Source organism: Xanthomonas campestris pv. campestris str. ATCC 33913 (assembly GCF_000007145.1).
Classification (GTDB): Bacteria; Pseudomonadota; Gammaproteobacteria; order Xanthomonadales; family Xanthomonadaceae; genus Xanthomonas; species Xanthomonas campestris.
In genome coordinates this window covers 4142084-4163744 of the sequence record NC_003902.1, presented here as the reverse complement: position 1 = coordinate 4163744, position 21661 = coordinate 4142084, and the positions used below count along the sequence as shown (strand labels likewise).

Here is a 21661-nt window from a genome sequence, read left to right as displayed (position 1 = left end):
TCAAGACCCTCGTTGCGCGTAGCGCCGTTCAAACTCTACAGGTGACAGGTCGCCAGTTGAACCGTGGCGGCGGTTGGGGTTGTAGAACATCTCGATGTAGTCGAATACCTCGGCGCGAGCGGCGTCCTTGGTGGGATAGGTCAGCCGCCTGATCCGCTCGCGTTTGAGCAGGCCGAAGAAGCTCTCCACGGGTGCGTTGTCGTGGCAGTTGCCACGCCGACTCATGCTGCACACCAAGCCATGGGACGCCAGGAAACTGCGCCAGTCATCGCTGGTGTAGACAGACCCTTGGTCCGAATGAACCAAGCAACCAGCGTTGGGTTTGCGCCGCCACACCGCAGACAACACCGCCTGCACGACCAACTCGGTGTCGGCCCGATCGCGCATCGCCCAGCCGACGACCTGCCTGGAAAACAGATCGATCACAACAGCCAAATACATCCAGCCTTCATGCGTGCGGATGAAGGTGAAATCGCTCGCCCAGGCCGTGTCCGGCTCCGTCACGTCGAACTGTCGGTCAAGCAGGTTGGCCGCCGCCTTGCACTGCATTCCTCCATGGAAGCGCGGTTTGCGACCATAGCCCACCTGGGCACGCAGTCCCTCGGTGCGCATCAGCCGATGCACCCGATGACGACTACAACGCTCACCCAGATCGCGCAGATCCGTGGTGATCTTGCGATGCCCATAGACACTGCCGCTGGCCAGCCAGTGGTGCTTGATTAGTCCAAGCAAGCGATCATCTTCCTTGGCGCGCTCACTGTTGGGCGAGCACAACCAAGCGTAATAACCCGACCGGTTGACCCGCAATACCCGGCACATTGCACACACCCTGAATTCCCCGCAGTGGGCTTGCATGAAGGCGTACTTTGCCTTTACCCCTTGGCAAAGTACGCGGCGGCCTTTTTTAGGATGTCGCGCTCCTCGGTCACTCGACGCAACTCTGCCTTCAGCCGCCGAACCTCGGCGCTCTGGTCCACCTCGGCGCGATGCACCACGCCAGACTTGCCGAACGTGCGCAGCCAGGCGTACAGGCTGTGCGTCGTGACACCCAGCCGCTCGGCGACTTCTGCCACCTTGAACCCACGATCAGTCACTTGCCGGACCGCCTCGATCTTGAACTCATCCGTATACCGCTTGCTGCTCATAGACACCTCCGAATCGACCATTTTCCATGGCCTTGAGATGTCTAGGAAACCCTGGGCGTATCAGTCCCATTGAAGTTCAAATGCCGCGCGCAAGGCAACCGCGGTTAAACAGCGCGACGTTTCAATGATGGGTGCGAGAAGCGCAGCTGTTTTCGAGACATCTCTGCAAGTCGCCAATAGAGCGTGTTGACTCACTGGGCATGCAATCAATTGAAGCGGCCGTACCCTCACCCCAACCCCTCTCCCGACGGGAGAGGGGCTATACGGATGGCATGCGGTCACCTGCTTGGGTGGCGGTCGGTGCGCTCCGCCAGCGTGTGCGCACTTCGCGCCTGTCCATTCTCCAACTCCAACTCTATTCGCCCAATGGCCCAATGGCCCAATGGCCACCCGCTACTTGTTACCTGCACCACCGGCATCACTCTCTTCCTTCGTTGCATCCCGCTTGAACCCGGCAGGGGCGTCCCCACCTCTTTGGAAACCCCCGGAGGACCCATGGATCCCAGCCAGAACCCCAACGTCGTTCACGCCACCACCATCATTTCGGTCCGACGTGGCGGGCATGTCGCCGTCGCCGGCGATGGTCAGGTCACCCTCGGCCATACGGTCATGAAAGGCAACGCGCGCAAGGTGCGCCGGCTCGGCCGCGACGGCCAGGTACTGGCCGGTTTCGCCGGTGCAGCCGCCGATGCGTTCACCCTGTTTGAACTGTTCGAAGCCAAGCTGGACAAACACGGCCAACTGACCCGCGCCGCCGTGGAGCTGGCCAAGGATTGGCGCACCGAGCGCCGCCTGGGCAAGCTCGAAGCATTGCTGGCCGTGGCCGACAAGGAAACCTCGCTGATCATCAGCGGCACCGGCGATGTCATCGAGCCGGAAGACGGCATCATCGCGATCGGCTCCGGCGGCTCGTACGCACTGTCTGCCGCACGCGCGCTGCTGGCGCACACCGAGCTGGACGCCAAGACCATTGCCACCGAGGCGATCAACATCGCCGGCGATATTTGCATTTATACCAATCGCAATGTGGTGGTTGAAGAGCTGTGAATCGTGATTCGGCAGTCGGGATTCGGGATTCGGGATTTGCAACTGCATTCCTGGGTTCTGATAGCCACTCGGACACTTTGATCATTCCTATTCCGCTTTTACCAATCTCGAATCCCCAATGCCTAATATCGATACCGCCACCATGACTCCGCGCGAAATCGTGCAGGAGCTCGACCGCCATATCGTCGGCCAGCACGATGCCAAGCGTGCGGTGGCCATTGCGCTGCGCAATCGCTGGCGGCGCATGCAGTTGCCGGAAGAATTGCGCAACGAAGTGATGCCCAAGAACATCCTGATGATCGGCCCCACCGGCGTGGGCAAGACCGAGATCGCGCGGCGTCTGGCCACGCTGGCCAATGCGCCGTTCGTCAAGGTGGAAGCCACGCGTTTCACCGAAGTGGGCTACGTCGGCAAGGATGTGGAACAGATCATTCGCGACCTGGCCGATACCTCGGTCAAGTTGTACCGCGAGCAGGCCAAGGTGCGCGTGCGCAACCAGGCCGAAGAGCGCGCCGAAGATCGCATCCTGGATGCATTGTTGCCGCGACGCTCGGCCGGCATCGGCTTCGACCCGGAGGCGGCGCGTCATGAGCCGTCGGCGCAGGACAATGAAACCCGCATCAAGTTCCGCCGCATGTTGCGTAACGGCGAACTGGACGAGCGCGAGATCGAACTGGAAGTGGCGGTCAACGCCAGCATGGACATCATGACCCCGCCGGGCATGGAGGAAATGGGCCAGCAGCTACGGCAGATGTTCTCCAACCTGGGTGGCGGCAAGTCGCAGAAGCGCAAGCTCACCATCAAGGCCGCGCGCCCGCTGTTGATCGAGGAAGAAGCCGGCAAGCTGGTCAACGAAGACGACATCCGCACCGCGGCGATCGAGGCGTGCGAGCAGCACGGCATCGTGTTCATCGACGAGATCGACAAGGTGGCCAAACGTGGTGAAGCCGGTTCGTCCGGTGGCGATGTCAGCCGCGAGGGCGTGCAGCGCGATCTGCTGCCGCTGGTGGAAGGTTCCAACGTGTCCACCAAGTACGGCACGGTCAAGACCGACCACATCCTGTTCATTGCTTCGGGCGCGTTCCATCTGGCCAAGCCCAGCGATCTGATTCCGGAATTGCAGGGCCGCTTCCCGATCCGCGTGGAATTGACCGCGCTGACCAAGGCCGATTTCGTGCGCATCCTCACCGAGCCCAAGGCGGCGTTGATCAAACAGTACGAAGCCTTGCTGCAGACCGAAGGTGTGGCCTTGACCTTCGGCGCCGATGCGGTGGACCGCCTGGCCGAGATTGCCGCGCAGGTGAACGAGCGGCAGGAAAACATCGGTGCGCGGCGTCTGCATACGGTGCTGGAGCGCTTGCTCGATGTGCTGAGCTACGAGGCGCCCGACCGCGATGGCCAGAGCGTCACCGTGGATGCGGCCTACGTGGATGCGCAGTTGGGCGAGCTGGTCCAGGATCCGGATCTGAGCCGTTACATCTTGTGACCCTGTGCGGTCTGCTTGCGGTAACGCATGCAGACCGGCAGTTGTAAGAAGACCCGCCGTTGGCGGGTCTTTTTTTGCGGCGATCACGTCTTTAAAGCGCCACGCAAAGCCGCAGGAATCGCCCAAACGCGATCGCTGTGCCAGCGGCATCGCTCGCGCGTTTCACTGCGGCTCACCGCGCTCGCACATTAGATCCGCTCACGGCTGGCTTCAGCAGCGCCGCTCGCTGCCGTCAGTCGGCTCTCGCGGCGAAACAATCAGCGCAGGCTGTCTCTGTAGCGCCGGATCAGCAGTGCGCCCAGCTGCACATGCGCGTGCAGTGCGCGGTCGGCAGCCGCGGGCGGCAGGGTGTTCTCACCCTGGCGCGCGGTCTGCGCGGCCGCGTCGCTCTCTGTCAGGTCACTTGCTTCCAATGCCGGCAAGGCGTCTCTCGCCAGCGGCACATCCAGCGCCCGCCCGCCGTTCACTGCGGCCAGCTGCCGCATTGCCGGCGCCCGCTCCAACGCAAACGGCAGCGCCGCAGCGCCATTCGCTACCACCACATCCACTGCTGCCATCGACGCCTTCCCCCTGTGTGAAGCGCGAGCGTAGCGCTGGGCATGTCAACGCGCGTTGACAGGCCGGGGCAGGGCATTGGCGAACGTCACCTGCTGCGAAGATCCTGGCCGGCCAGACGTTTTTACACAGGAGTTGCTGGCCGCCTGGCGCATCCAGTTACGGCACAAACGCACCATGGCGCTGCAACGACAACCGCCAGCGCCACCACAGCACGGACTCAGTCTTCGCCAATATCCTCGTTCCACACATCCGGATTGGCGGCGATATAACCACCGAGCAGGTCCATGCACTCCTGGCTGTGCAGATCGATGACGTTGACACCATGCTCGCGCAGCCAGTCGATGCCGCCTTGGAAGGTGACCGATTCGCCCACCACCACAGTGCCGATATTGAACTGCCGCACCAGCCCGCTGCAGTACCAGCATGGCGCCAGCGTGGTGACCATGATGGTGTCCTGGTAGCGGCGTTGGCGACCAGCCTTGCGGAATGCATCGGTCTCGCCGTGCACGGAAGGGTCGTTTTCCTGCACGCGGCGGTTATGGCCGCAGCCAAGCAAACGTCCGTCGCTGTGGTACAGCGCGGCCCCGATCGGGATGCCGCCTTCGGCCAGACCCTGGCGGGCTTCGGCGATGGCGGTGTCGAGCAGCGCGCGGTAGTCGGGTGTGGTGATCATGCAAGCTCCTGAGTGGCTGCGTCGGCGCGACGCAGCATGTCGATATGCGGAATGCCGTCTTCGAGATACGGCGCAGAGGTGGGCGCAAAACCATGCGCGGCGTAGAGGTGTTGCAGGTGCGTTTGCGCACCCAGTTGCACGGCACGGCCGGGCCACTGGGCCTGCACCAGGCGCAGGCCTTCGCGCAACAAGACGTGGGCCAACCCATGGCCGCGGTGTGCGGCAGCGATGACGACGCGGCCGATGCTCGGTTCGGGATAGCTCAGCCCGGGCGGCAGCACGCGCAGGTACGCGGCCAGCGCACCGTCATCCGTGGTGCCGAGCAGGTGCAGCACCTCGGCGTGGGTGTCCTTGCCGTCCAGCTCCGGGTACGCGCAGTGCTGCTCGACCACGAACACATCGGTGCGCAGCCGCAGCACTGCGTAGAGCTGGGGCGTGTCCAGCTCGGCAAAGCGCAGTGCGCGCCAGTGCACAGGAAAGGGGGCCAAAACAGTCATCGCCGCATCATAACGGCTGCGTTGCTTACTCGGCGCGCTGGGCGGTGTCGATGGCCACCACCACCGACATGCCCGGACGCAGCCGCGCGGCCTGCGGCTGGCCGGGATCGACACTGATGCGCAGCGGAATGCGCTGGGCAATCTTGACGAAGTTGCCGGTGGCGTTGTCCGCGCGTAACACGCTGAACTCGGAGCCGGCCGCTGGCGAGATCTCCTGCACGCGGCCCTGCAGGCGCGCATTGGCCAGCGCATCCACGGTGAAGCTGGCGCGCTGGCCCACACGCACATTGGCCATTTGGGTTTCCTTGAAGTTGGCCACCACCCACAAGGTGTCCGGCACCAAGGCCATCAACTGCGTGCCGTTGGTGACATAGGCGCCCTGGCGCACGCCGAGCTGACCCAGCTGGCCGTCGCGCGGCGCGAGGATGCGCGTGTTGTCCAGGTTGATTTGTGCCAGCTGCACGGCTGCCTGCGCATTGGCTACCGCCGCTTCCAGCGCTGCACGATTGACGGTGACACTGCGCGCGTTCTCTTCGGCGGCCTGCACTGCGGCGCGCGCCTGAGCCACGCCGGCGTCGGCCTGTGCGCGCGCGGCAAATGCGGTGTCGCGGTCCTGCTCGGACACCAGTTTCTGGTTGGCCAGTTGCTGCGCGCGTGCATACGCCGAGCGCGTGCGATCGCGCTGGGCCTGGTTGCTGCTCAGGGTGGCGCGTTGCTCGGCGATGGTGGCCTCGGCGCTGTGGCGCTGCTGTTCCCAGTTGGCCAGGTTGGCCTGCGTGGTCTGCAGTTGCGCCTTGGCCTGTTCCAAATGCTGCGCATAGATGCGGTCGTCGATCTTTGCCAACAGCTGGCCGCGGCGCACATGCGCAAAATCCTGCACCGGCACCTGCGTGACATAGCCACTGACCTGTGGCGCGATCACCGTGACCTGGCCATGCACCATCGCGTTTTCGGTGCGCTCCACCGCGCTGGTGAACGGCGGCAGCCGCCACGCATACAGCACCAACGCCACGCCGATCAGCGCAAGCCCACCGAACCCGAGCACGCCATACAGACGGCGGCGACGGCGACGCCGTCTCTGTGCGGCGGTTGGAGCGGTGTCGGCAGGTGTATTCATGGGCGCGCAGTCGGAACAGAAGGAGAGGGGGCAACCGGCGGGCGCAGATAACGGCGCCACACCAGCACGGAGAGAATCCACAACCCGGTGGCAATGGCAATGCAGCCGATCAACAGGAACACATCGTTATAGGCCAGTACGTTGGCTTCGCGGGTGGCCACCGTGCCCAGTGCACGCACGCCTTGCGCCTGGCGCAGGGCCGGGTCGCCGATCGCGCGCCCGTACACGCTGGCATAGGCCTGCACGCGCGCGGCCACCTGTGGGTCGGTGAGCACCAGGTGCTCGACCAATTGGCTGGAGTGATATTTCTCGCGCACCACCTGCAGCGTGCCCAGCAGCGCGCTGCCGAGCAGGCCGCCCATGTTCTGCGCCATGCCGAACAACACGATGAAACTGATCAGGTTGCGCGGCTGGGTGACTACGCGGCCGATGCCGGCCACCATCGCCGGGCCCACGAAGAAGGTGCTGCCGAACGCCAGCAGAAACTGGCTGACATACATCTGTTCCGGCCGGGTCAGGCTGGTGGCGCGCGCATCCATGAAGCAGCCGATGCAGATCGCCGCCACCGCGATGATCAGGTGCTCTGCAATGCGCGCCGGATTGATCAGCAAGGCACTGGCCACCACGCCCACCACCGCGCCCAGCAACATCAGCGCGAACAAGGTCTGCAATTGGGTGTTCGCCAACCCCAGAGTCTGGAAGAAGCCGATCGCACCGGTGCTCTGTTCGGACAGCACCAGGCGGATCAGCAGGATTGCCAGGCCCAGGCGCAGCATGTCGGCACTGGCCAGCCAGCGCGTGTTGATCATCGGATTGCGGCGGTTGTGTTCGATCCATGCGGCCGCGCACAGCAGCACGATGGAGGCCGCCAGCACCACGCCCAGCCACGGCGTGCTGGTCCACCACAGCAGCCGGCCCAGCGAGAGCACCGCGGCCAATCCCGCCGCGCCGGCAGCGAACAGGCTGAAGGTGAGGAAGTCCAACGGCTCGAATACGCGGTACCGGTCGCTCGGCGGCAGCTTGAGCGCCAGCACGCAGGCCAGCGCAAACACCGCCAGGCCGAATTCGAACAGATACAGCCCCTGCCATTCGCCAAATTCCAGCAGGTCGGTGGAAAACACCCGCGCCAGTGGCAGTGCCAGCTGGGTGAGCCCCAGCCCGGTCACCACCGCCTTGAGCCGGTATTTGGCCGGGAACGCCTGGATCACGTAGTACAGCCCCAACGAGCTGAGCGCCGCGCCCACCAGCCCGTGGGCGGCCCGCACGGTGATGGCCGAACTCAGGCTGTGCACGAACAGGTGCGCGAAGGCAATCACCGCATACAGCGCCAGGAAGATCTCGGTGAACCGCCGCAGCCCGAACTGCTGGCGGAACTTCACCAGCAGCAGGTTGGCCGACATGTTGGTCATCACGTAGGCGGCCGGCAGCCAGGCCATTTCAGTGGCGTACGCCCCCAGCGTGCCTTGCAGATAGGGCAGGTTGGCAGTGACCAGCGCATTGCTCAGCCCACCGGTCAGCGCCACCACCACGCCGACCAGGCCGTACTGGATGCGTCGCCGGGTCGGGTGCAGCGGCGTGGAGGCCGACCCGGGCAGGGTGGGCTTCTCATGGGGCTGCCAGTCGCGCTGAACGTACTTGTCGCGCACCAAGTGCTCGCTGGGGCCGTCGCAGGAAGAGCCGCGATTGTGGTCCCGTTGCGGTCATGGTGGCGTCAGCAGTGCGATAATCCGCCCATGAGCGAATCTCCCTACACCTCCGGTACTACCCATTTCGGCTTCCGCGACGTCGCAGCAAAGGACAAGCAGAAGCTGGTCGGCGAAGTGTTCACCTCGGTCGCACGCAACTACGACCTGATGAACGATCTGATGAGCCTGGGCATCCACCGTGCGTGGAAGCGCTACTTCGTGGCCACCGCGCAGGTGAAGCCGGGCGACCGCGTGCTGGATCTGGCCGGCGGTACCGGCGATATCGCCGTGCTGCTCAAGGAGCGCGTGGGCAACGAAGGCGCGGTGGTGCTGGGCGACATCAACGCCGGGATGCTCTCGGTGGGCCGCGACCGCCTGACCAACCGCGGCCTGGTGGCCGGCTTCGATTACGTGCAATGCAATGCCGAAGCGCTGCCGTTCCCGGATCAGAGCTTCGACCTGGTGACCATCTCCTTCGGCCTGCGCAACGTCACCGACAAGGACGCCGCGCTGCGCGAGATGTACCGCGTGTTGAAGGTAGGTGGACAGGCACGCGTGCTCGAATTTTCCGAAGTCACCGCCGACTGGTTCAAGCCGATCTACGACTTCCATTCGTTCAAGATCCTGCCCAAGCTGGGCCAGCTGTTCGCGCGCGATGCCGACAGCTACCAGTACCTGGCCGAGAGCATCCGCAAGCACCCGCCGCAGGATTCGCTCAAGGGCATGATGGGCGAGGCAGGCTTTGCGCGGTGCCACTACAAGAATCTCACCGGCGGCATCGTGGCTATCCATTCCGGCTACAAGATCTGATGCACCGGCCGGCGCGTGCCAGCGCGCCGGTGTCGCTCCACTGCACTCCTCGCTGCATGCACGCTTGGGTTCGCTTGCGCGCGTGAATCGACGCATTTGCGCGCGCTGACCGACGGAATTTTGAGACATCCATCGCGTTGGCTCCACAAACCGTCGGCGACACTAGACGTTCTTTTTGCCGGAGACATGGATGCGCTTGTACGCCGGGCTGTCGCGCCTGTTTCCCCGCTCCTTCAGCGCCAAGCTGTTGGCGGTGACGTTCGTCGGCATCCATCTGCCTTTGTTGTTGCTGATCGCCTGGCTGGCCGCGCAAAGCGAGCTGGACGGGCGGCCGCTGTGGTCGGTGGTGATCGTGGCCTTGCTGGCCACGCTGGCCGGCACCGCATTGACGCTCTCGGCGCTGTATCGCTTGCTGGCGCCGCTGCGCATCGCCGCCGATGCGCTGGATGCGTACTACGCCGATCAACGCTTGCCCACGCTGCCCGAGCACGGCGATGACGAACTGGGCCGCCTGTTGCGCGGCATCAACCGCAGCCTGCGCGGCATCGACGCGGGCATGCGCGATCTCAAGCGGCACGCGCTGTTCGACCCGCTTACCGAAGCCCTGAATCGCCGCGGTTGCGAGCAGGCCATGCGCGATTCGGTGACCGCCGCGCAACGCGAAGGCTGGCCGTTCGTGCTGTTCGTGCTGGACATGGACAACCTCAAGCCGATCAACGACCGCTTCGGCCACCTGGCCGGCGACCGCGTGCTGGTGCGCCTGGTCGAATCGGCCTACGGCTGGCTGGGTGCGCAGGACTGGATCGGCCGCTGGGGCGGCGACGAATTCCTGATCGGCGTGCATGCCTCCGAAGACGAAGCCACGCTCAAGCTCAATCAGTGGCTGTCGATGCTGGAGCGCGAAGATGCCGAAGAGGCGCCGCTGCACGTGAGCGCCGGCAGTGCGGTGTGCGAGGTGGGGATCGACGCCACCGAGCTGTATCGGCGTGCGGATGCGGCGATGTACCGCGCCAAGTTCTCCGGTGGCCGGCGGCTGGTGCGCGATGGCCACGACGCCCCGCGCAGCCATCCGGTGGCGTGATCGGCCCACGGCAGCACGGGCAGCGGCCGGGCGAGGGCGCTAAAATGACCAATTCCTTTGCTGCGGTGCCTTCGATGCGCTTCCCGTTCCTGTCGCTGTCCCTGGCCGTGTCCATTGCATTGGCCGGCTGTTCCAACGAATCCACGCCGCCGGCGTCCACTGCCGCCGCCCCGGCCGCCACCGCCAAGGCTCCCGTGAAAGCAGACGCCCGCAACCACGACGAAAGCTCCTACGCCCAGCCGCAGCTGGTGGTCATCAAGGACCTGGCGCTGGATCTGAAGCTGGATTTCGACGCCAAGCAGATCGGCGGCACCGCCACCTACACGCTGGACTGGAAGGACAAGGCCGCCAAGCAACTGGTGCTGGACACGCGCGAGCTCAGCATTGCCCAGGTGCAGGCCGACGATGGCAAGGGCACGCTGTCGCCACTGCAGTTCGCGCTGGCGCCGGCCGACAAGACCTTCGGCAGCAAGCTCACCATCGAAACCCCCAACCAGCCGGCCAAGGTCGTCATCACCTACCACACCGCGCCCACCGCATCGGGCCTGCAGTGGTTGGAGCCGGCGATGACCGAAGGCAAGCAACTGCCTTTCATGTTCAGCCAGTCGCAGGCGATCCATGCGCGCAGCTGGGTGCCGCTGCAGGACACCCCGAGCGTGCGCTTCACCTATAGCGCGCATGTGACCTCGCGCCCGGACGTGATGGTGCTGATGAGCGCCGACAATGACCCCAAGGCCGCGCGCGACGGCGACTACAGCTTCAAGATGCCCGAGCCGATTCCCTCGTATCTGCTGGCGATCGCTGCCGGTGATGTGGTGTTCAAGCCGATCTCCGCGCGCTCGGGCGTGTGGGCCGAGCCGAGCATGGCCGACAAGGCTGCGAAGGAATTCGAAGACACCGAGAAGATGATCGGTGCCGCCGAGAAACTCTACGGCCCGTATCGCTGGGGCCGTTACGACATGCTGGTGCTGCCGCCGTCGTTCCCGTTCGGTGGCATGGAGAACCCGCGCCTGACCTTCGCCACGCCGACGGTGATCGTGGGCGACAAGTCGCTGGTGTCGCTGGTGGCGCACGAGCTGGCGCATAGCTGGTCGGGCAACCTGGTGACCAATGCGAGCTGGAAGGACATCTGGCTGAACGAAGGGTTCACCACCTACGTGCAGGGCCGCATCACCGAAGCGCTGTACGGCAACGAGATGGCCGAGATGGAGCGCGAGATCGACCAGGGTGATTTGCTGGCCGAAGTGAAGGGCATGGCGCCGGCCGACCAGGCCCTGGCGCTGCCGCCGCTGGCCGAGCGCGACCCGGATGAAGCGCTGAGCCAGGTGGCCTACGTCAAGGGCGCGTGGTTCCTGCAGTTCCTGGAACAGCGCTTCGGGCGCGAGGTGTTCGACCCGTTCCTGCGTGGCTGGTTCGACGATCATGCGTTCCAGAGCGCGACCACCGACCAGTTCGTCGACTATCTCAACAAGAACCTGCTGGCCAAGCATCCCAACACGGTGAGCGCGGCCGAAGTGGACGCCTGGTTGAAGCAGCCGGGCATCCCGGCCTTCGCCGCCAAGGCACGCTCGCGCAGCTTCTCGATCGTGGACACCGCACGTATCGCCTGGAGCGGTAGCGGCACGCTGCCCAACAAGCAGGTCACCGGCGAATGGGGCACGCAGGAGTGGGTGCATTTCCTCAGCGGCATGGGCGCGACTTTGAAGCCCGAACAACTCAAGCAGCTGGACGATGCCTACCACTTCACCGGCACGCCCAACGGCGAGATCGCCATGCGCTGGTATCCGTTGGCGATCCGCAGCGGCTACATCGATGCACGCCCGGCCGCGGGCGAGTTCATCGAACGCGTCGGCCGTCGCAAGCTGGTGCTGCCGATCTATGCCGAGCTGCTGAAGACCCCGGACGGCATCACCTTCGCCGAGCAGGCCTTCGAAAAGGCCAAGCCGAGCTACCACCCGATCACCACCGCGTCGGTGGCCGAGATGATCGCCAAGGCCAAGGCCGCGCCGCCAGCGCAGCCGTAATGGCCGGGGAGGGCGTTGCCTACGCCCTCCCGTTGTTTCATCGGTCTCGCGTGTGCGCAATCGCCCTTGTAGGAGCGCGCTAGCGCGCGATGAGGCGTTCCCGGTAAAGCCCATCGCGCACAAGTGCGCTCCTACGAGAGCGTGGGCCCTCTGCGCAGGCAACGCCGCATCCTCAAACGCTGCACGCTCCGTAGGAGCGCGCTCGCGCGCGATGCCGCGTTCCCGATAAAGCCCATCGCGCACAAGTGCGCTCCTACGAGAGCGTTGGCCCCTCTGCGCAGGCAATGCCGCACCCTCAAACGCTGCACGCTCCGTAGGAGCGCGCTCGCGCGCGATGAAGCATTCCCGGTGAAGCCCGATCGCGCACAAGTGCGCTCCTACGAGAGCGTGGGCTCCTCTGCGCACGCAACGCCGCATCCTCAAACGCTCCACGCCCCGTAGGAGCGCGCTTGTGCGCGATGAGGCGTTCCCGGTAAAGCCCGATCGCCCACAAGTGCGCTCCTATGGTGCTTGGTCGCCCCGTCTGATCGCGGGCGCTGCGGTCACCGCGATACGCCCATGCCCTTGATCAATTCCATCGGGGCAGGCTGGTATCGTTGCCATTGAATTTGCCCTGGAGTCGACGATGAAATATCTGTTGAGTGCGGCCCTGTGCGTCGCGGCGCTGAGTGGCTGCACCGATCGCGAGGCGCAACGCCAGGCGCAGGAAGCCGCGCAGGCGCAGGCCAAGGAACACGAGGCCGAGGCATTGGCCAAGCAGTACGACGCAGCGGTGCAGGCACAGAACTGGGACATGGCGCGCGCGCATGGCGCCGCCCTGCTGGAAGGCTACGCCGGCACGCCGGCCGCTACCCGCGTGGAGGCCGGCTATGCCGAGATCAAGGCCAAGGGCGAGCAGGCGCGCGAGCTGCGCCGCATGCAGGCGCTGTGGCAGTACTCGCAGGTGCCGGCCAAGGGCGGCACGCAGCGCTCGGCGATGATCGATGCCAAGCAGCGCGTGGATGTGGATGGCAGCGGCCCCAAGCCGGTGAGCCTGGTGTTTCGCGACCATCCGCAGTGGAAGCGCCACAGCTATCTCGTGCTGAAGGCCGGCGACTTCAATTGCTACCGCGGCTGCAAGGTGCAGGTGTCGGTGGACGGTGGCGCCGCGCGCCCGATGGCGGCACATCGCCCCGATACCGACGAGGCAATCGCCATGTTTATCGACGACGACAAGGCGCTGTGGAAACTGGTGCGCGGCGCCAAGCGCATCAGCATCGCGTTCCCGGTCAAGGCCGGCGGCACGCGCACCGCCGAGTTCGAGGTGGGCGGGCTGGATACCACCCAACTGCCGGGCTGGAAATAGCGCATGGATGGCACCGTTCCGGCAGGGGCTGCACCGGCCTTGCGCAGCTGCCGGCATTGGGTATTCGACATGGACGGCACGCTGACCGAGGCCGTGCACGACTTCGCGCTGATCCGCAAAGAACTGCAGATCCCGCCCGAGGCGGACATCCTGCATCACCTGGCCGCCTTGCCTGCGGCGCAGTCGCAGGCCAAGCACGCCTGGCTGCTGGAGCACGAGCGCGCGCTGGCCGAAGGCGCGCGTGCTGCGCCGGGCGCGGTGGCGCTGGTGCGTGCGCTGCAGGCAAGCGGCTGCCGGCTGGGCCTGCTGACGCGCAATGCCCGCACGCTGGCGCAGGTGACCTTGCAGGCGCTCGGGCTGGGCGATGCCTTTGCCTGGGACGACATCGTCGGCCGCGACGAGGCCGCACCCAAGCCCGCACCGGACGGATTGCAGTACTTCGCACGCCGCTGGGCGGTGGAAGGCAGCGCGCTGGTGATGGTGGGCGACCACTGCAATGACCTGGCCTGCGGCCGCGCGGTGGGTGCCTGCACCGTCCTGGTCAACACGCCGGGCGACCCGTGGCCCGGCCTGGCCGATTGGCGCTTGCGCGACTGCGCGCAGCTGCTGGCGCAGTGGCAGGGTTAGCCTCCCGTCTTGCTGGTCAGGCGCGGTAGCTGATGCTGATTCGACGCCTGGACGTCCCGGGCTTCGCTGACTAATTCCTAGGGCGACTTTCGGCAAAGAGCTCGTTAGAGATAGATCGTTGCAGTGGCTTCGCCGGCCGGGTCCGGCAGCCGCACGCCCGGGCGATGGCGCAGGAACTGCAGGCCGGGTCGGCGAACAGGCGGCGAAGGTCGTCGATCGACACACTGGCCGGCAATGCGCAGGCGTCGGTCGGCAACGCACCGGCCACCCATGTCGCCAGCGGTTGGCGTTGTCCGGCCAGGCTGTCCGTGATGCATCTAGGGCGAAGCCCGCCTCGCCGCTTCGCCGCCGCACCGCTGGCATCGATGCAGCTGTCCGGCGAGGAGGCGCACCTGGCCGCCGTTTGGGCGATTGGCTGCTGGACATCGGCTTCGCGCCTGGATGTGATCCCGCGCCCGAATGGCATGCGCACACCGTGGAGTGCTTCCCAATCGTGCTACTCGGCGAAATCAGCGACTGGAGGAGATGGCGGAAATGGCCGGCACCACGCCCCGCCATAACGGCCATCCGCAAGCCTCCTATATCGAACTGCTCCATCCGTGTCACAGCACGCACGGCGCAAACTGTGCCATATCCGTGACACCTCCGATGGACAAGCCCGCGTCACCAACGTGAAAGCCGCGTCAGCGCGACGTGGTGCAGCGCACCAGTGCACTGGCATGGGCTTTGCTCTATCTCCCTCGACGTTTCCGACGTCTGCGATGCGATCGGCCGCTGTCACGCCGGCGCCTCGGGATGCTTCAACCAGCGGGTTGTTCAATCGAGAGGGGTAGACGCAATGCACCAATCTTCCTGTCGCAGCGCGCGTGGCGGCGTGTTGCTCATGCTTGCACTGAGCGCTGTGCTGGCCGGCTGCAAGAAAGACACGCCGGCCGAACCTGCCGCTCCTGCGCAAACGGCGGCACCTGCCGCAGCGGCGCCGGCGGCCGCAGTGGTCGATACCGATGGCGAATTCACCACCAACGCCAGCAACCCGGATAACTGGGGCGGTGTCGGTCGCGACTTCGCCTTGACCCGCCACAGCCCGTTGGCGGAGATCAATCGCGACAACGTCAAGAACCTCAAGATGTCGTGGGAAATGAAGACCGACGCCACGCGCGGCCACGAAGGCCAACCGCTGGTGATCGGCAGCATCATGTACATGGTCAGCGCGTATCCCAACAACGTGTACGCGATCGATCTGGCATCGCAGGACGACGGCGGCAAGGTGTTGTGGAAATACACCCCGCAGCAGGACGAACGCTCGGTGGCAGTGGCGTGCTGCGACACGGTCAACCGCGGCGCATCGTATGCCGATGGCAAGCTGGTGTTCGGCAGCCTGAGTGGCGATGTGATCGCGCTCGATGCCAAGACCGGCAAGGAAGTGTGGAAGCAGAAACTTGGCCACCCCGACAAGGGCGAAACCATCACCATGGCGCCGATCATTGCCGACGGCAAAGTGATCGCCGGCATCAGCGGCAACGAGTTCGGCGTGCTTGGGCGCGTGGCCGCCTACAACCTGGCCGATGGTAAGCAGGCGTGGTCCTGCGATGCGGCCGGCACCGACAAATCCATCTGCCTGGGCGCCGATTTCAACAAGGCCAACCCGCAACATGGGCAGCTCGGCGACCTGGGCGTGAAGACCTTTCCCAACGACGAATGGAAGCGCGGCGGCGGTGCGGCCTGGGGCTGGTACAGCTACGACCCGAAGCTGAAGTTGCTCTACTACGGCACCGGCAACCCGGGGCTGTGGAGCCCGTCGTACCGCTGCGGCAAGACCTCGCATGAGGAATGCAACAACGGCGAGCATGACAACAAGTGGTCGATGACCTTGTTCGCCCGCAAGATCGACACCGGCGAAGCGGTGTGGGGCTACCAGAAAACCCCGTTCGACCAGTGGGATTACGACGGTATCAACGAGCCGATCCTGGTCGACCTGACCATCGACGGCAAGGAAGTTCCCTCGGTGGTGCAGTTCGATCGCAACGGCTTTGCCTACGTGCTCGATCGCCGCGATGGCACGCTGCTGCGCGCGCACAAGTTCGTGCCGGCCAACTGGGCCGAACGCATCGACATGAAGACCGGCCGCCCGGTGAAGGTGGCTGCGCATTCGCCACTGGAACGCGGCAAGAAAGTGCAGGCGTTCCCGTCGGCAATGGGCGGCAAGGACCAGCAGCCGTGCTCGGTGGATCCGGCCAATTCGGCGGTGTTCTTCTGCGGCACCAACAACTGGCACATGGAGCTTGAGCCGCAGGAACGCGGCAACACCATGATGGGCCTGCCGTATGTGTTCGCCAACGTGATGATGAAGCCCAACGAGCCCGGCGCACTGGGCATTGTCAAGGCGTTCGACGTGGTGGAAGGCAAGTCCAAGTGGGAGATCAAGGAGAAGTTCCCGGTGTGGAGCGGCACCCTGGTCACCGATGGCGGGCTGGTGTTCTACGGCACGCTGGACGGCTGGTTCCGCGCAGTGGACAAGGACACCGGCAAGAAGCTGTGGGAGATGAAGTTGCCCTCTGATACGCCCAGGGTTTCCTAGACATCTCAAGGCCATGGAAAATGGTCGATTCGGAGGTGTCTATGAGCAGCAAGCGATATACGGATGAGTTCAAGATCGAGGCGGTCCGGCAAGTGACTGATCGTGGGTTCAAGGTGGCAGAAGTCGCCGAGCGGCTGGGTGTCACCACGCACAGCCTGTACGCCTGGCTGCGCACGTTCGGCAAGTCTGGCGTGGTGCATCGCGCCGAGGTGGACCAGAGCGCCGAGGTTCGGCGGCTGAAGGCAGAGTTGCGTCGAGTGACCGAGGAGCGCGACATCCTAAAAAAGGCCGCCGCGTACTTTGCCAAGGGGTAAAGGCAAAGTACGCCTTCATGCAAGCCCACTGCGAGGAATTCAGGGTGTGTGCAATGTGCCGGGTATTGCGGGTCAACCGGTCGGGTTATTACGCCTGGTTGTGCTCGCCCAACAGTGAGCGCGCCAAGGAAGATGATCGCTTGCTTGGACTAATCAAGCACCACTGGCTGGCCAGCGGCAGTGTCTATGGGCATCGCAAGATCACCACGGATCTGCGCGATCTGGGTGAGCGTTGTAGTCGTCATCGGGTGCATCGGCTGATGCGCACCGAGGGACTGCGTGCCCAGGTGGGCTATGGTCGCAAACCGCGCTTCCATGGAGGAATGCAGTGCAAGGCGGCGGCCAACCTGCTTGACCGACAGTTCGACGTGACGGAGCCGGACACGGCCTGGGCGAGCGATTTCACCTTCATCCGCACGCATGAAGGCTGGATGTATTTGGCTGTTGTGATCGATCTGTTTTCCAGGCAGGTCGTCGGCTGGGCGATGCGCGATCGGGCCGACACCGAGTTGGTCGTGCAGGCGGTGTTGTCTGCGGTGTGGCGGCGCAAACCCAACGCTGGTTGCTTGGTTCATTCGGACCAAGGGTCTGTCTACACCAGCGATGACTGGCGCAGTTTCCTGGCGTCCCATGGCTTGGTGTGCAGCATGAGTCGGCGTGGCAACTGCCACGACAACGCACCCGTGGAGAGCTTCTTCGGCCTGCTCAAACGCGAGCGGATCAGGCGGCTGACCTATCCCACCAAGGACGCCGCTCGCGCCGAGGTATTCGACTACATCGAGATGTTCTACAACCCCAACCGCCGCCACGGTTCAACTGGCGACCTGTCACCTGTAGAGTTTGAACGGCGCTACGCGCAACGAGGGTCTTGAGTGTCTACGGAACCCTGGGCGTATCACTCCGGCATCATCGGCAACCCGATCGCCTACAAGGCCAATGGCCACCAGTACGTGGCGGTGTTCTCCGGCATCGGCGGCTGGATTGGGTTGCCGGTGGCGGCAGGTCTGGATCCGGCGGATCCGTACGGCGCGCTGGGTGCTGCCGGGCTGGCGTTTGGCGCCGGTTTCGACAAGATCCCGCTCGGCGGCATGGTGCATACCTTCCGCATCGATGGTGCAGGCAAGACCGTGACCGCCAGTGCGACCGCCACGGCGGCCGCAGGTGGCGGCACCGCCAACGCAGCAGCGAAGACCGCACGATGACGCATCTGCAAGGCGTTCGGCACGCACACCGGCAGGTCACTGCCGGCGTGCGTGGCCTCACCCGGCACCTGTGCATGGTGCTGGTGGGGTGCAGCCTCGGACTCGTCGCCGCAGGTTGCACACGCGAGCCGTCCTCACCGACGGCTCGCGCTTCTCATTCCGATGCTGCGCCGGCCACGCCCACTGCGTCGCCGGCGCCAGCGTCCACGCCTCCACCCGCCGCCGATCCGTCGGTGCTGCGCGTATGCGCGGACCCCGGCAACATGCCGCTGTCCAACAAGGCTGGCGAAGGCTTCCAGAACAAGATTGCGCAGGTCGTGGCCGAGGCCATGGGCCGCCGGCTGGAATACGAATGGCGCACCTATTACCAGCGCGGTCTGGCACGCAGCACCATCAATGCCGGCCGCTGCGATGTGTTGATGGACCTCAACAGCGATTTCGAAATGGGCCTGACCACACGGCCGCTGTATCGCTCGCCCTATGTGCTGGTCACGCGCAAGGGCCTGGACCTGGTACCCACCTCGCTCGACGACCCGGCCCTGAAAAAACTGCGGCTGGGCGTGTTCCAGAGTTCGCCTGCCCGTCAGGCCTTGTACGAACATGGCGTGTCGGGCGAGGTGAAATACCTGTTCTACGACTCGGCCACCGCGCCGGAAGAGCATCCCGGCAAACTGGTCGAGCGCGTTGCCGCCGGTGAGCTGGATGCGGCCGAATCCTGGGGCCCGGTGGCTGGGTACTACGCCGCACGCAACAACCTTGGCGTGGTGCCGCTCAACACCATCGACGATGCGGTGCTGGAGTATTCGATGGCCTGGGCCGTGGCGCGCAAGAACGCGGCACTGCGCGATGCGCTGAACACCGCCCTGCAGCAGAGCGCCGCCAAGATCGATGAAATTCTGCGCAGCTATCACGTGCCGCTGGTGCGGTGTGCGGACTGCATTGTGGCCGGCGATCTGGCATCGCATGGGCCGTATGTCACACCCGCGTCCGCACCGAAAAGCACCAATGCCGCGACGTCCTCGCAGGAGCTGGCCCAACTGCAGCTGCGCATCGCCGATGGCGCAGATCCGAACCAGGAACTGGCCCACGCGCTGGATGCCGGTGATGCGCTGCGTGCAGCGTGGTTGCTACGCCATGGCGCCGATGCCAACCAGCCCAACCTGCTGGGCGAGCCACCGTTGCACCAGGCCATCCGCAATCAGGAACCGGACCTGGTTGGCCTGCTGATCGACGCCGGCGCACGCCTTGACGCGCGTGATGGCAACGGCTGGACGGCCTTGATGAAGGCCGCCTGGGGCAACGATGCGGACAGCGTGCAACGGCTGCTCGCCCGCCGCGCGCCACTGGACACCGTGTCCAGCGATGGCTGGAACGCGCTGGAGCTGGCGGTGTCGTACGCCGACGTCGGTGTCGTTGAGGCGTTGCTGAAAGCCGGCGCCAAGGCACGTGGCGCCAACCGCACCGGGTTTACGCCGGTGATGTTTGCAGTACCGCGCGAGGACCCGGCCATTCTGGATGCATTGCTGAAGCACGGCGCCGATGTACGTGGCGCCAACCAGGCCGGCGTCACCGCCTTGATGCTGGCGGCTGCCTCCGGCCGCGAAGCGACGGCCAAGCGCTTGCTGGCCGCCGGCGCCGACCCGGCTGCGCGCAATCGCGACGGTAAGACCGCTGCGACCTTGGCGCAGGAGCGCGGCGATGCGGCATTGGCCGCGCTGCTGGCACCTGGCAAGCGCAGCACCACCCAATAAGTGCGTCATCCACCGCGTGCAAGGGGTGCGCGGTGTTCCCTCCGATTGTCAGAAAGGTTCGTTCATGCGCAAGGTTACTGCCCGTCGTTTCGATCGTTCCCTGCGCGCACCGCTGTGCGCGTTGTTGGTCAGTGTGCTGCTGGCCGCCTGCGGCAAGGACGCACCGCCAGCACCCGCCGCCGACACGCCGCCTGCGGCCGGCACACCGGCGCCGGCTGCCGATGCCGCAGCGCCCGCACCGGGCACGCCGGCCGCTGCACCAGCCGCCGGGCCTGCGCCGGACCCGGCTACGCCGCCCGCGCCGCCCGCCGCGGTGCTGCCGATCCCGAAGGGGCCCGAGGTCAAGGTCACGCCCGAGCTCATCGCCGAAGGCAAGAAGATATATTTCTCCGCCGGCTGCAACGCCTGCCATGGCGGCACCGGCGGCGGTGGCATGTGCCCGCCGCTGACCAACGACATCTGGGTGTACGGCAGCGATGACGACACCTTGCGTGCACTGATCAGCGAGGGCACCGCGGCGATGATCACCCACGGCAAGACCCGCATCGGCCATGAAAAGGTGGTGGGGCAGATGCCGCCGTTCGCACCGGTGCTCAAGCCGGGTGATACCGAAAAACTGCTGGCCTTCATCCACTCCATCAACAAGACCGCGGGCAAGGCGCAATGACGGCAGCGGCCGCGCGGCAACGTTGGAGGATCACCGCAGGCGTGTTGTGCGCGCTGCTGGCGTTGGCAGGTTGCCAACGCGACAGCGCAGCGCCCGCGGCCACGCCTGCCGCTGCCGCCAGCACCAGCGCGCCGCCCAAGGCGACTGCGCCGGTGCTGGCCTTCGTGCCCAACCAGCGCAGCGGCACGGTGTCGGTGATCGACACCGCCAGCGATACGGTGGTGCGCACGCTCAGTGCGCAAGGGGCGCTCGGCAAACGGCTGCAGCAGGTATTGCCCGGCCCGCAAGGACAGCTGTATCTGATCGATGCCGAGCACCACCGCCTGATCGAACTGGATACCACGCAGGACCGTGTGCTGCGCAGCGTGGAGATCGGCGAGAACGCCGAGGGCATCGCGCTGTCGCCGGACGGCACGCAATTCGCCATCTGCGTGGAAGGCCAGAACCAGGTGATGCTGATCGATGTCGGCCAGTTCAAGGTGCAGCAGGTGATCGCCACGCGCGGCCAGGCGCCGGAGCACTGCGCCTACACGCCGGACGGGAAGTGGGTGCTCACCAGCAATGAGGGCTCCAACGACATGGACATGATCGACCTCGCCACGCACAGTTCGCGCGGCGTGGTCGCCACCAGTGGCCATCCGCGTGGCATGGCCTTCGCGCCCGATGGCCACAGCGTGTACATCGCGCAGGAAACCGCCAACGTGGTGGATGTGATCGACCTGCAGACACGCACGCGCCGGGCCAGCATTCCGGCCGGCGTGCGCACCGCCGGGGTGACCTTGTCGGCCGATGGCACGCGGCTGTATGCCTCCAATGGCGGCGCTGGCAGCGTGAGTGTGCTCGACACCCGCACCGGTGCCGGCATCGCCGAAATCCCGGTCGGCCTGCGCCCGTGGAATCCGGCGCTGACCCCGGCCGGTGACAAGCTGTACGTGGCCAACGGGCGCTCCAACTCGGTGAGCGTGATCGACACCGCCACGTTGCGTGAGATCAAACAGATCCCTGTCGGCGAATTGCCGTGGGGCGTGGTGATCGCGCGCTGAGCGGCAGCATG

19 protein-coding genes and 1 pseudogene are annotated in these 21661 nt (G+C 65.3%); 13 read left to right on the top strand and 7 right to left on the bottom strand.

Features of this window, described 5'->3' with window-relative positions; all coding sequences use genetic code 11:
- A protein-coding gene (locus XCC_RS18100) for an IS3 family transposase (RefSeq protein ID WP_087942080.1) occupies positions 1 to 1145 on the bottom strand; the annotation gives its coding sequence in 2 pieces (ribosomal slippage) (positions 1 to 908 and positions 908 to 1145; 1146 coding nt in all).
- A 495-nt stretch (positions 1146 to 1640) separates the two neighbouring features.
- Between XCC_RS18100 and hslV the strand changes: the two genes are divergently transcribed.
- A complete protein-coding gene (gene hslV / locus XCC_RS18095; RefSeq protein ID WP_011038588.1) occupies positions 1641 to 2192 on the top strand; it encodes an ATP-dependent protease subunit HslV in 552 nt (183 codons plus the stop codon).
- Positions 2193 to 2310: 118 nt separating this feature from the next.
- On the top strand, positions 2311 to 3678 hold the full coding sequence (gene hslU, locus XCC_RS18090) for an ATP-dependent protease ATPase subunit HslU (RefSeq protein WP_011038587.1): 1368 nt from the start codon (positions 2311 to 2313) through the stop codon (positions 3676 to 3678).
- A 257-nt stretch (positions 3679 to 3935) separates the two neighbouring features.
- On the opposite strand, the gene XCC_RS18085 is transcribed toward hslU, so the two are convergent.
- The 5 genes from XCC_RS18085 to XCC_RS18065 all read right to left on the bottom strand — a co-directional run bounded on the left by XCC_RS18085 (position 3936) and on the right by XCC_RS18065 (position 8169).
- Positions 3936 to 4235 carry a hypothetical protein gene (locus XCC_RS18085; protein WP_011038586.1) on the bottom strand — a complete coding sequence of 100 codons (300 nt, stop codon included), beginning with the start codon at positions 4233 to 4235 and terminating at the stop codon, positions 3936 to 3938.
- 218 nt (positions 4236 to 4453) lie between these two features.
- On the bottom strand, positions 4454 to 4909 hold the full coding sequence (locus XCC_RS18080) for a nucleoside deaminase (protein ID WP_011038585.1): 456 nt from the start codon (positions 4907 to 4909) through the stop codon (positions 4454 to 4456).
- Positions 4906 to 5406, bottom strand: a complete 501-nt coding sequence (locus tag XCC_RS18075; protein ID WP_011038584.1) for a GNAT family N-acetyltransferase — start codon at positions 5404 to 5406, stop codon at positions 4906 to 4908. The genes XCC_RS18080 and XCC_RS18075 overlap by 4 nt, the downstream gene beginning before the upstream one ends.
- A 25-nt stretch (positions 5407 to 5431) precedes the next feature.
- Positions 5432 to 6523 carry an HlyD family secretion protein gene (locus tag XCC_RS18070; protein WP_011038583.1) on the bottom strand — a complete coding sequence of 364 codons (1092 nt, stop codon included), beginning with the start codon at positions 6521 to 6523 and terminating at the stop codon, positions 5432 to 5434.
- The gene (locus XCC_RS18065; protein WP_011038582.1) at positions 6520 to 8169 is read right to left on the bottom strand and encodes an MFS transporter; all 1650 of its coding nucleotides are present in this window, start codon (positions 8167 to 8169) and stop codon (positions 6520 to 6522) included. The genes XCC_RS18070 and XCC_RS18065 overlap by 4 nt, the downstream gene beginning before the upstream one ends.
- An 87-nt stretch (positions 8170 to 8256) precedes the next feature.
- Here XCC_RS18065 and ubiE point away from each other — a divergent pair, with 87 nt between their 5' ends.
- From ubiE to XCC_RS18040, 5 genes are all read left to right on the top strand, one after another.
- On the top strand, positions 8257 to 9018 hold the full coding sequence (ubiE, locus tag XCC_RS18060; protein WP_014509029.1) for a bifunctional demethylmenaquinone methyltransferase/2-methoxy-6-polyprenyl-1,4-benzoquinol methylase UbiE: 762 nt from the start codon (positions 8257 to 8259) through the stop codon (positions 9016 to 9018).
- A gap of 190 nt (positions 9019 to 9208) precedes the next feature.
- Positions 9209 to 10099 (top strand): GGDEF domain-containing protein, encoded by an 891-nt coding sequence (locus XCC_RS18055; protein WP_012437339.1) that lies wholly within the window; start codon positions 9209 to 9211, stop codon positions 10097 to 10099.
- Between the two features lie 74 nt (positions 10100 to 10173).
- Complete coding sequence (locus XCC_RS18050) at positions 10174 to 12123, top strand: M1 family metallopeptidase (protein WP_029628849.1); 1950 nt, start codon at positions 10174 to 10176, stop codon at positions 12121 to 12123.
- 625 nt (positions 12124 to 12748) lie between these two features.
- Entirely contained in the window at positions 12749 to 13468 is a 720-nt protein-coding gene (locus tag XCC_RS18045; RefSeq protein ID WP_011038578.1) for a hypothetical protein, read from the top strand.
- A gap of 3 nt (positions 13469 to 13471) precedes the next feature.
- Entirely contained in the window at positions 13472 to 14095 is a 624-nt protein-coding gene (locus tag XCC_RS18040) for an HAD family hydrolase (protein ID WP_014509025.1), read from the top strand.
- A gap of 128 nt (positions 14096 to 14223) precedes the next feature.
- Here XCC_RS18040 and XCC_RS22835 read toward each other — a convergent pair.
- Positions 14224 to 14414, bottom strand: a pseudogene (locus XCC_RS22835) (hypothetical protein); the annotation flags it as partial.
- Positions 14415 to 14933: 519 nt separating this feature from the next.
- Here XCC_RS22835 and XCC_RS18035 point away from each other — a divergent pair.
- From XCC_RS18035 to XCC_RS18010, 6 genes are all read left to right on the top strand, one after another.
- Positions 14934 to 16673, top strand: a complete 1740-nt coding sequence (locus XCC_RS18035) for a PQQ-dependent dehydrogenase, methanol/ethanol family (RefSeq protein WP_011038576.1) — start codon at positions 14934 to 14936, stop codon at positions 16671 to 16673.
- Between the two features lie 41 nt (positions 16674 to 16714).
- A protein-coding gene (locus XCC_RS18030) for an IS3 family transposase (protein ID WP_087942063.1) occupies positions 16715 to 17859 on the top strand; the annotation gives its coding sequence in 2 pieces (ribosomal slippage) (positions 16715 to 16952 and positions 16952 to 17859; 1146 coding nt in all).
- The gene (locus XCC_RS18025) at positions 17860 to 18189 is read left to right on the top strand and encodes a methanol dehydrogenase (RefSeq protein WP_011038575.1); all 330 of its coding nucleotides are present in this window, start codon (positions 17860 to 17862) and stop codon (positions 18187 to 18189) included.
- Positions 18186 to 19940, top strand: coding sequence for a quinoprotein dehydrogenase-associated putative ABC transporter substrate-binding protein (locus XCC_RS18020; protein WP_011038574.1), 1755 nt, complete (start codon positions 18186 to 18188; stop codon positions 19938 to 19940). Before XCC_RS18025 ends, XCC_RS18020 begins: the two co-directional genes overlap by 4 nt.
- A 25-nt stretch (positions 19941 to 19965) precedes the next feature.
- Positions 19966 to 20607 (top strand): c-type cytochrome, encoded by a 642-nt coding sequence (locus tag XCC_RS18015; RefSeq protein WP_029628851.1) that lies wholly within the window; start codon positions 19966 to 19968, stop codon positions 20605 to 20607.
- Entirely contained in the window at positions 20604 to 21650 is a 1047-nt protein-coding gene (locus XCC_RS18010; RefSeq protein ID WP_011038572.1) for a beta-propeller fold lactonase family protein, read from the top strand. The genes XCC_RS18015 and XCC_RS18010 overlap by 4 nt, the downstream gene beginning before the upstream one ends.
- The last annotated feature ends 11 nt before the right edge of the window (positions 21651 to 21661 follow it).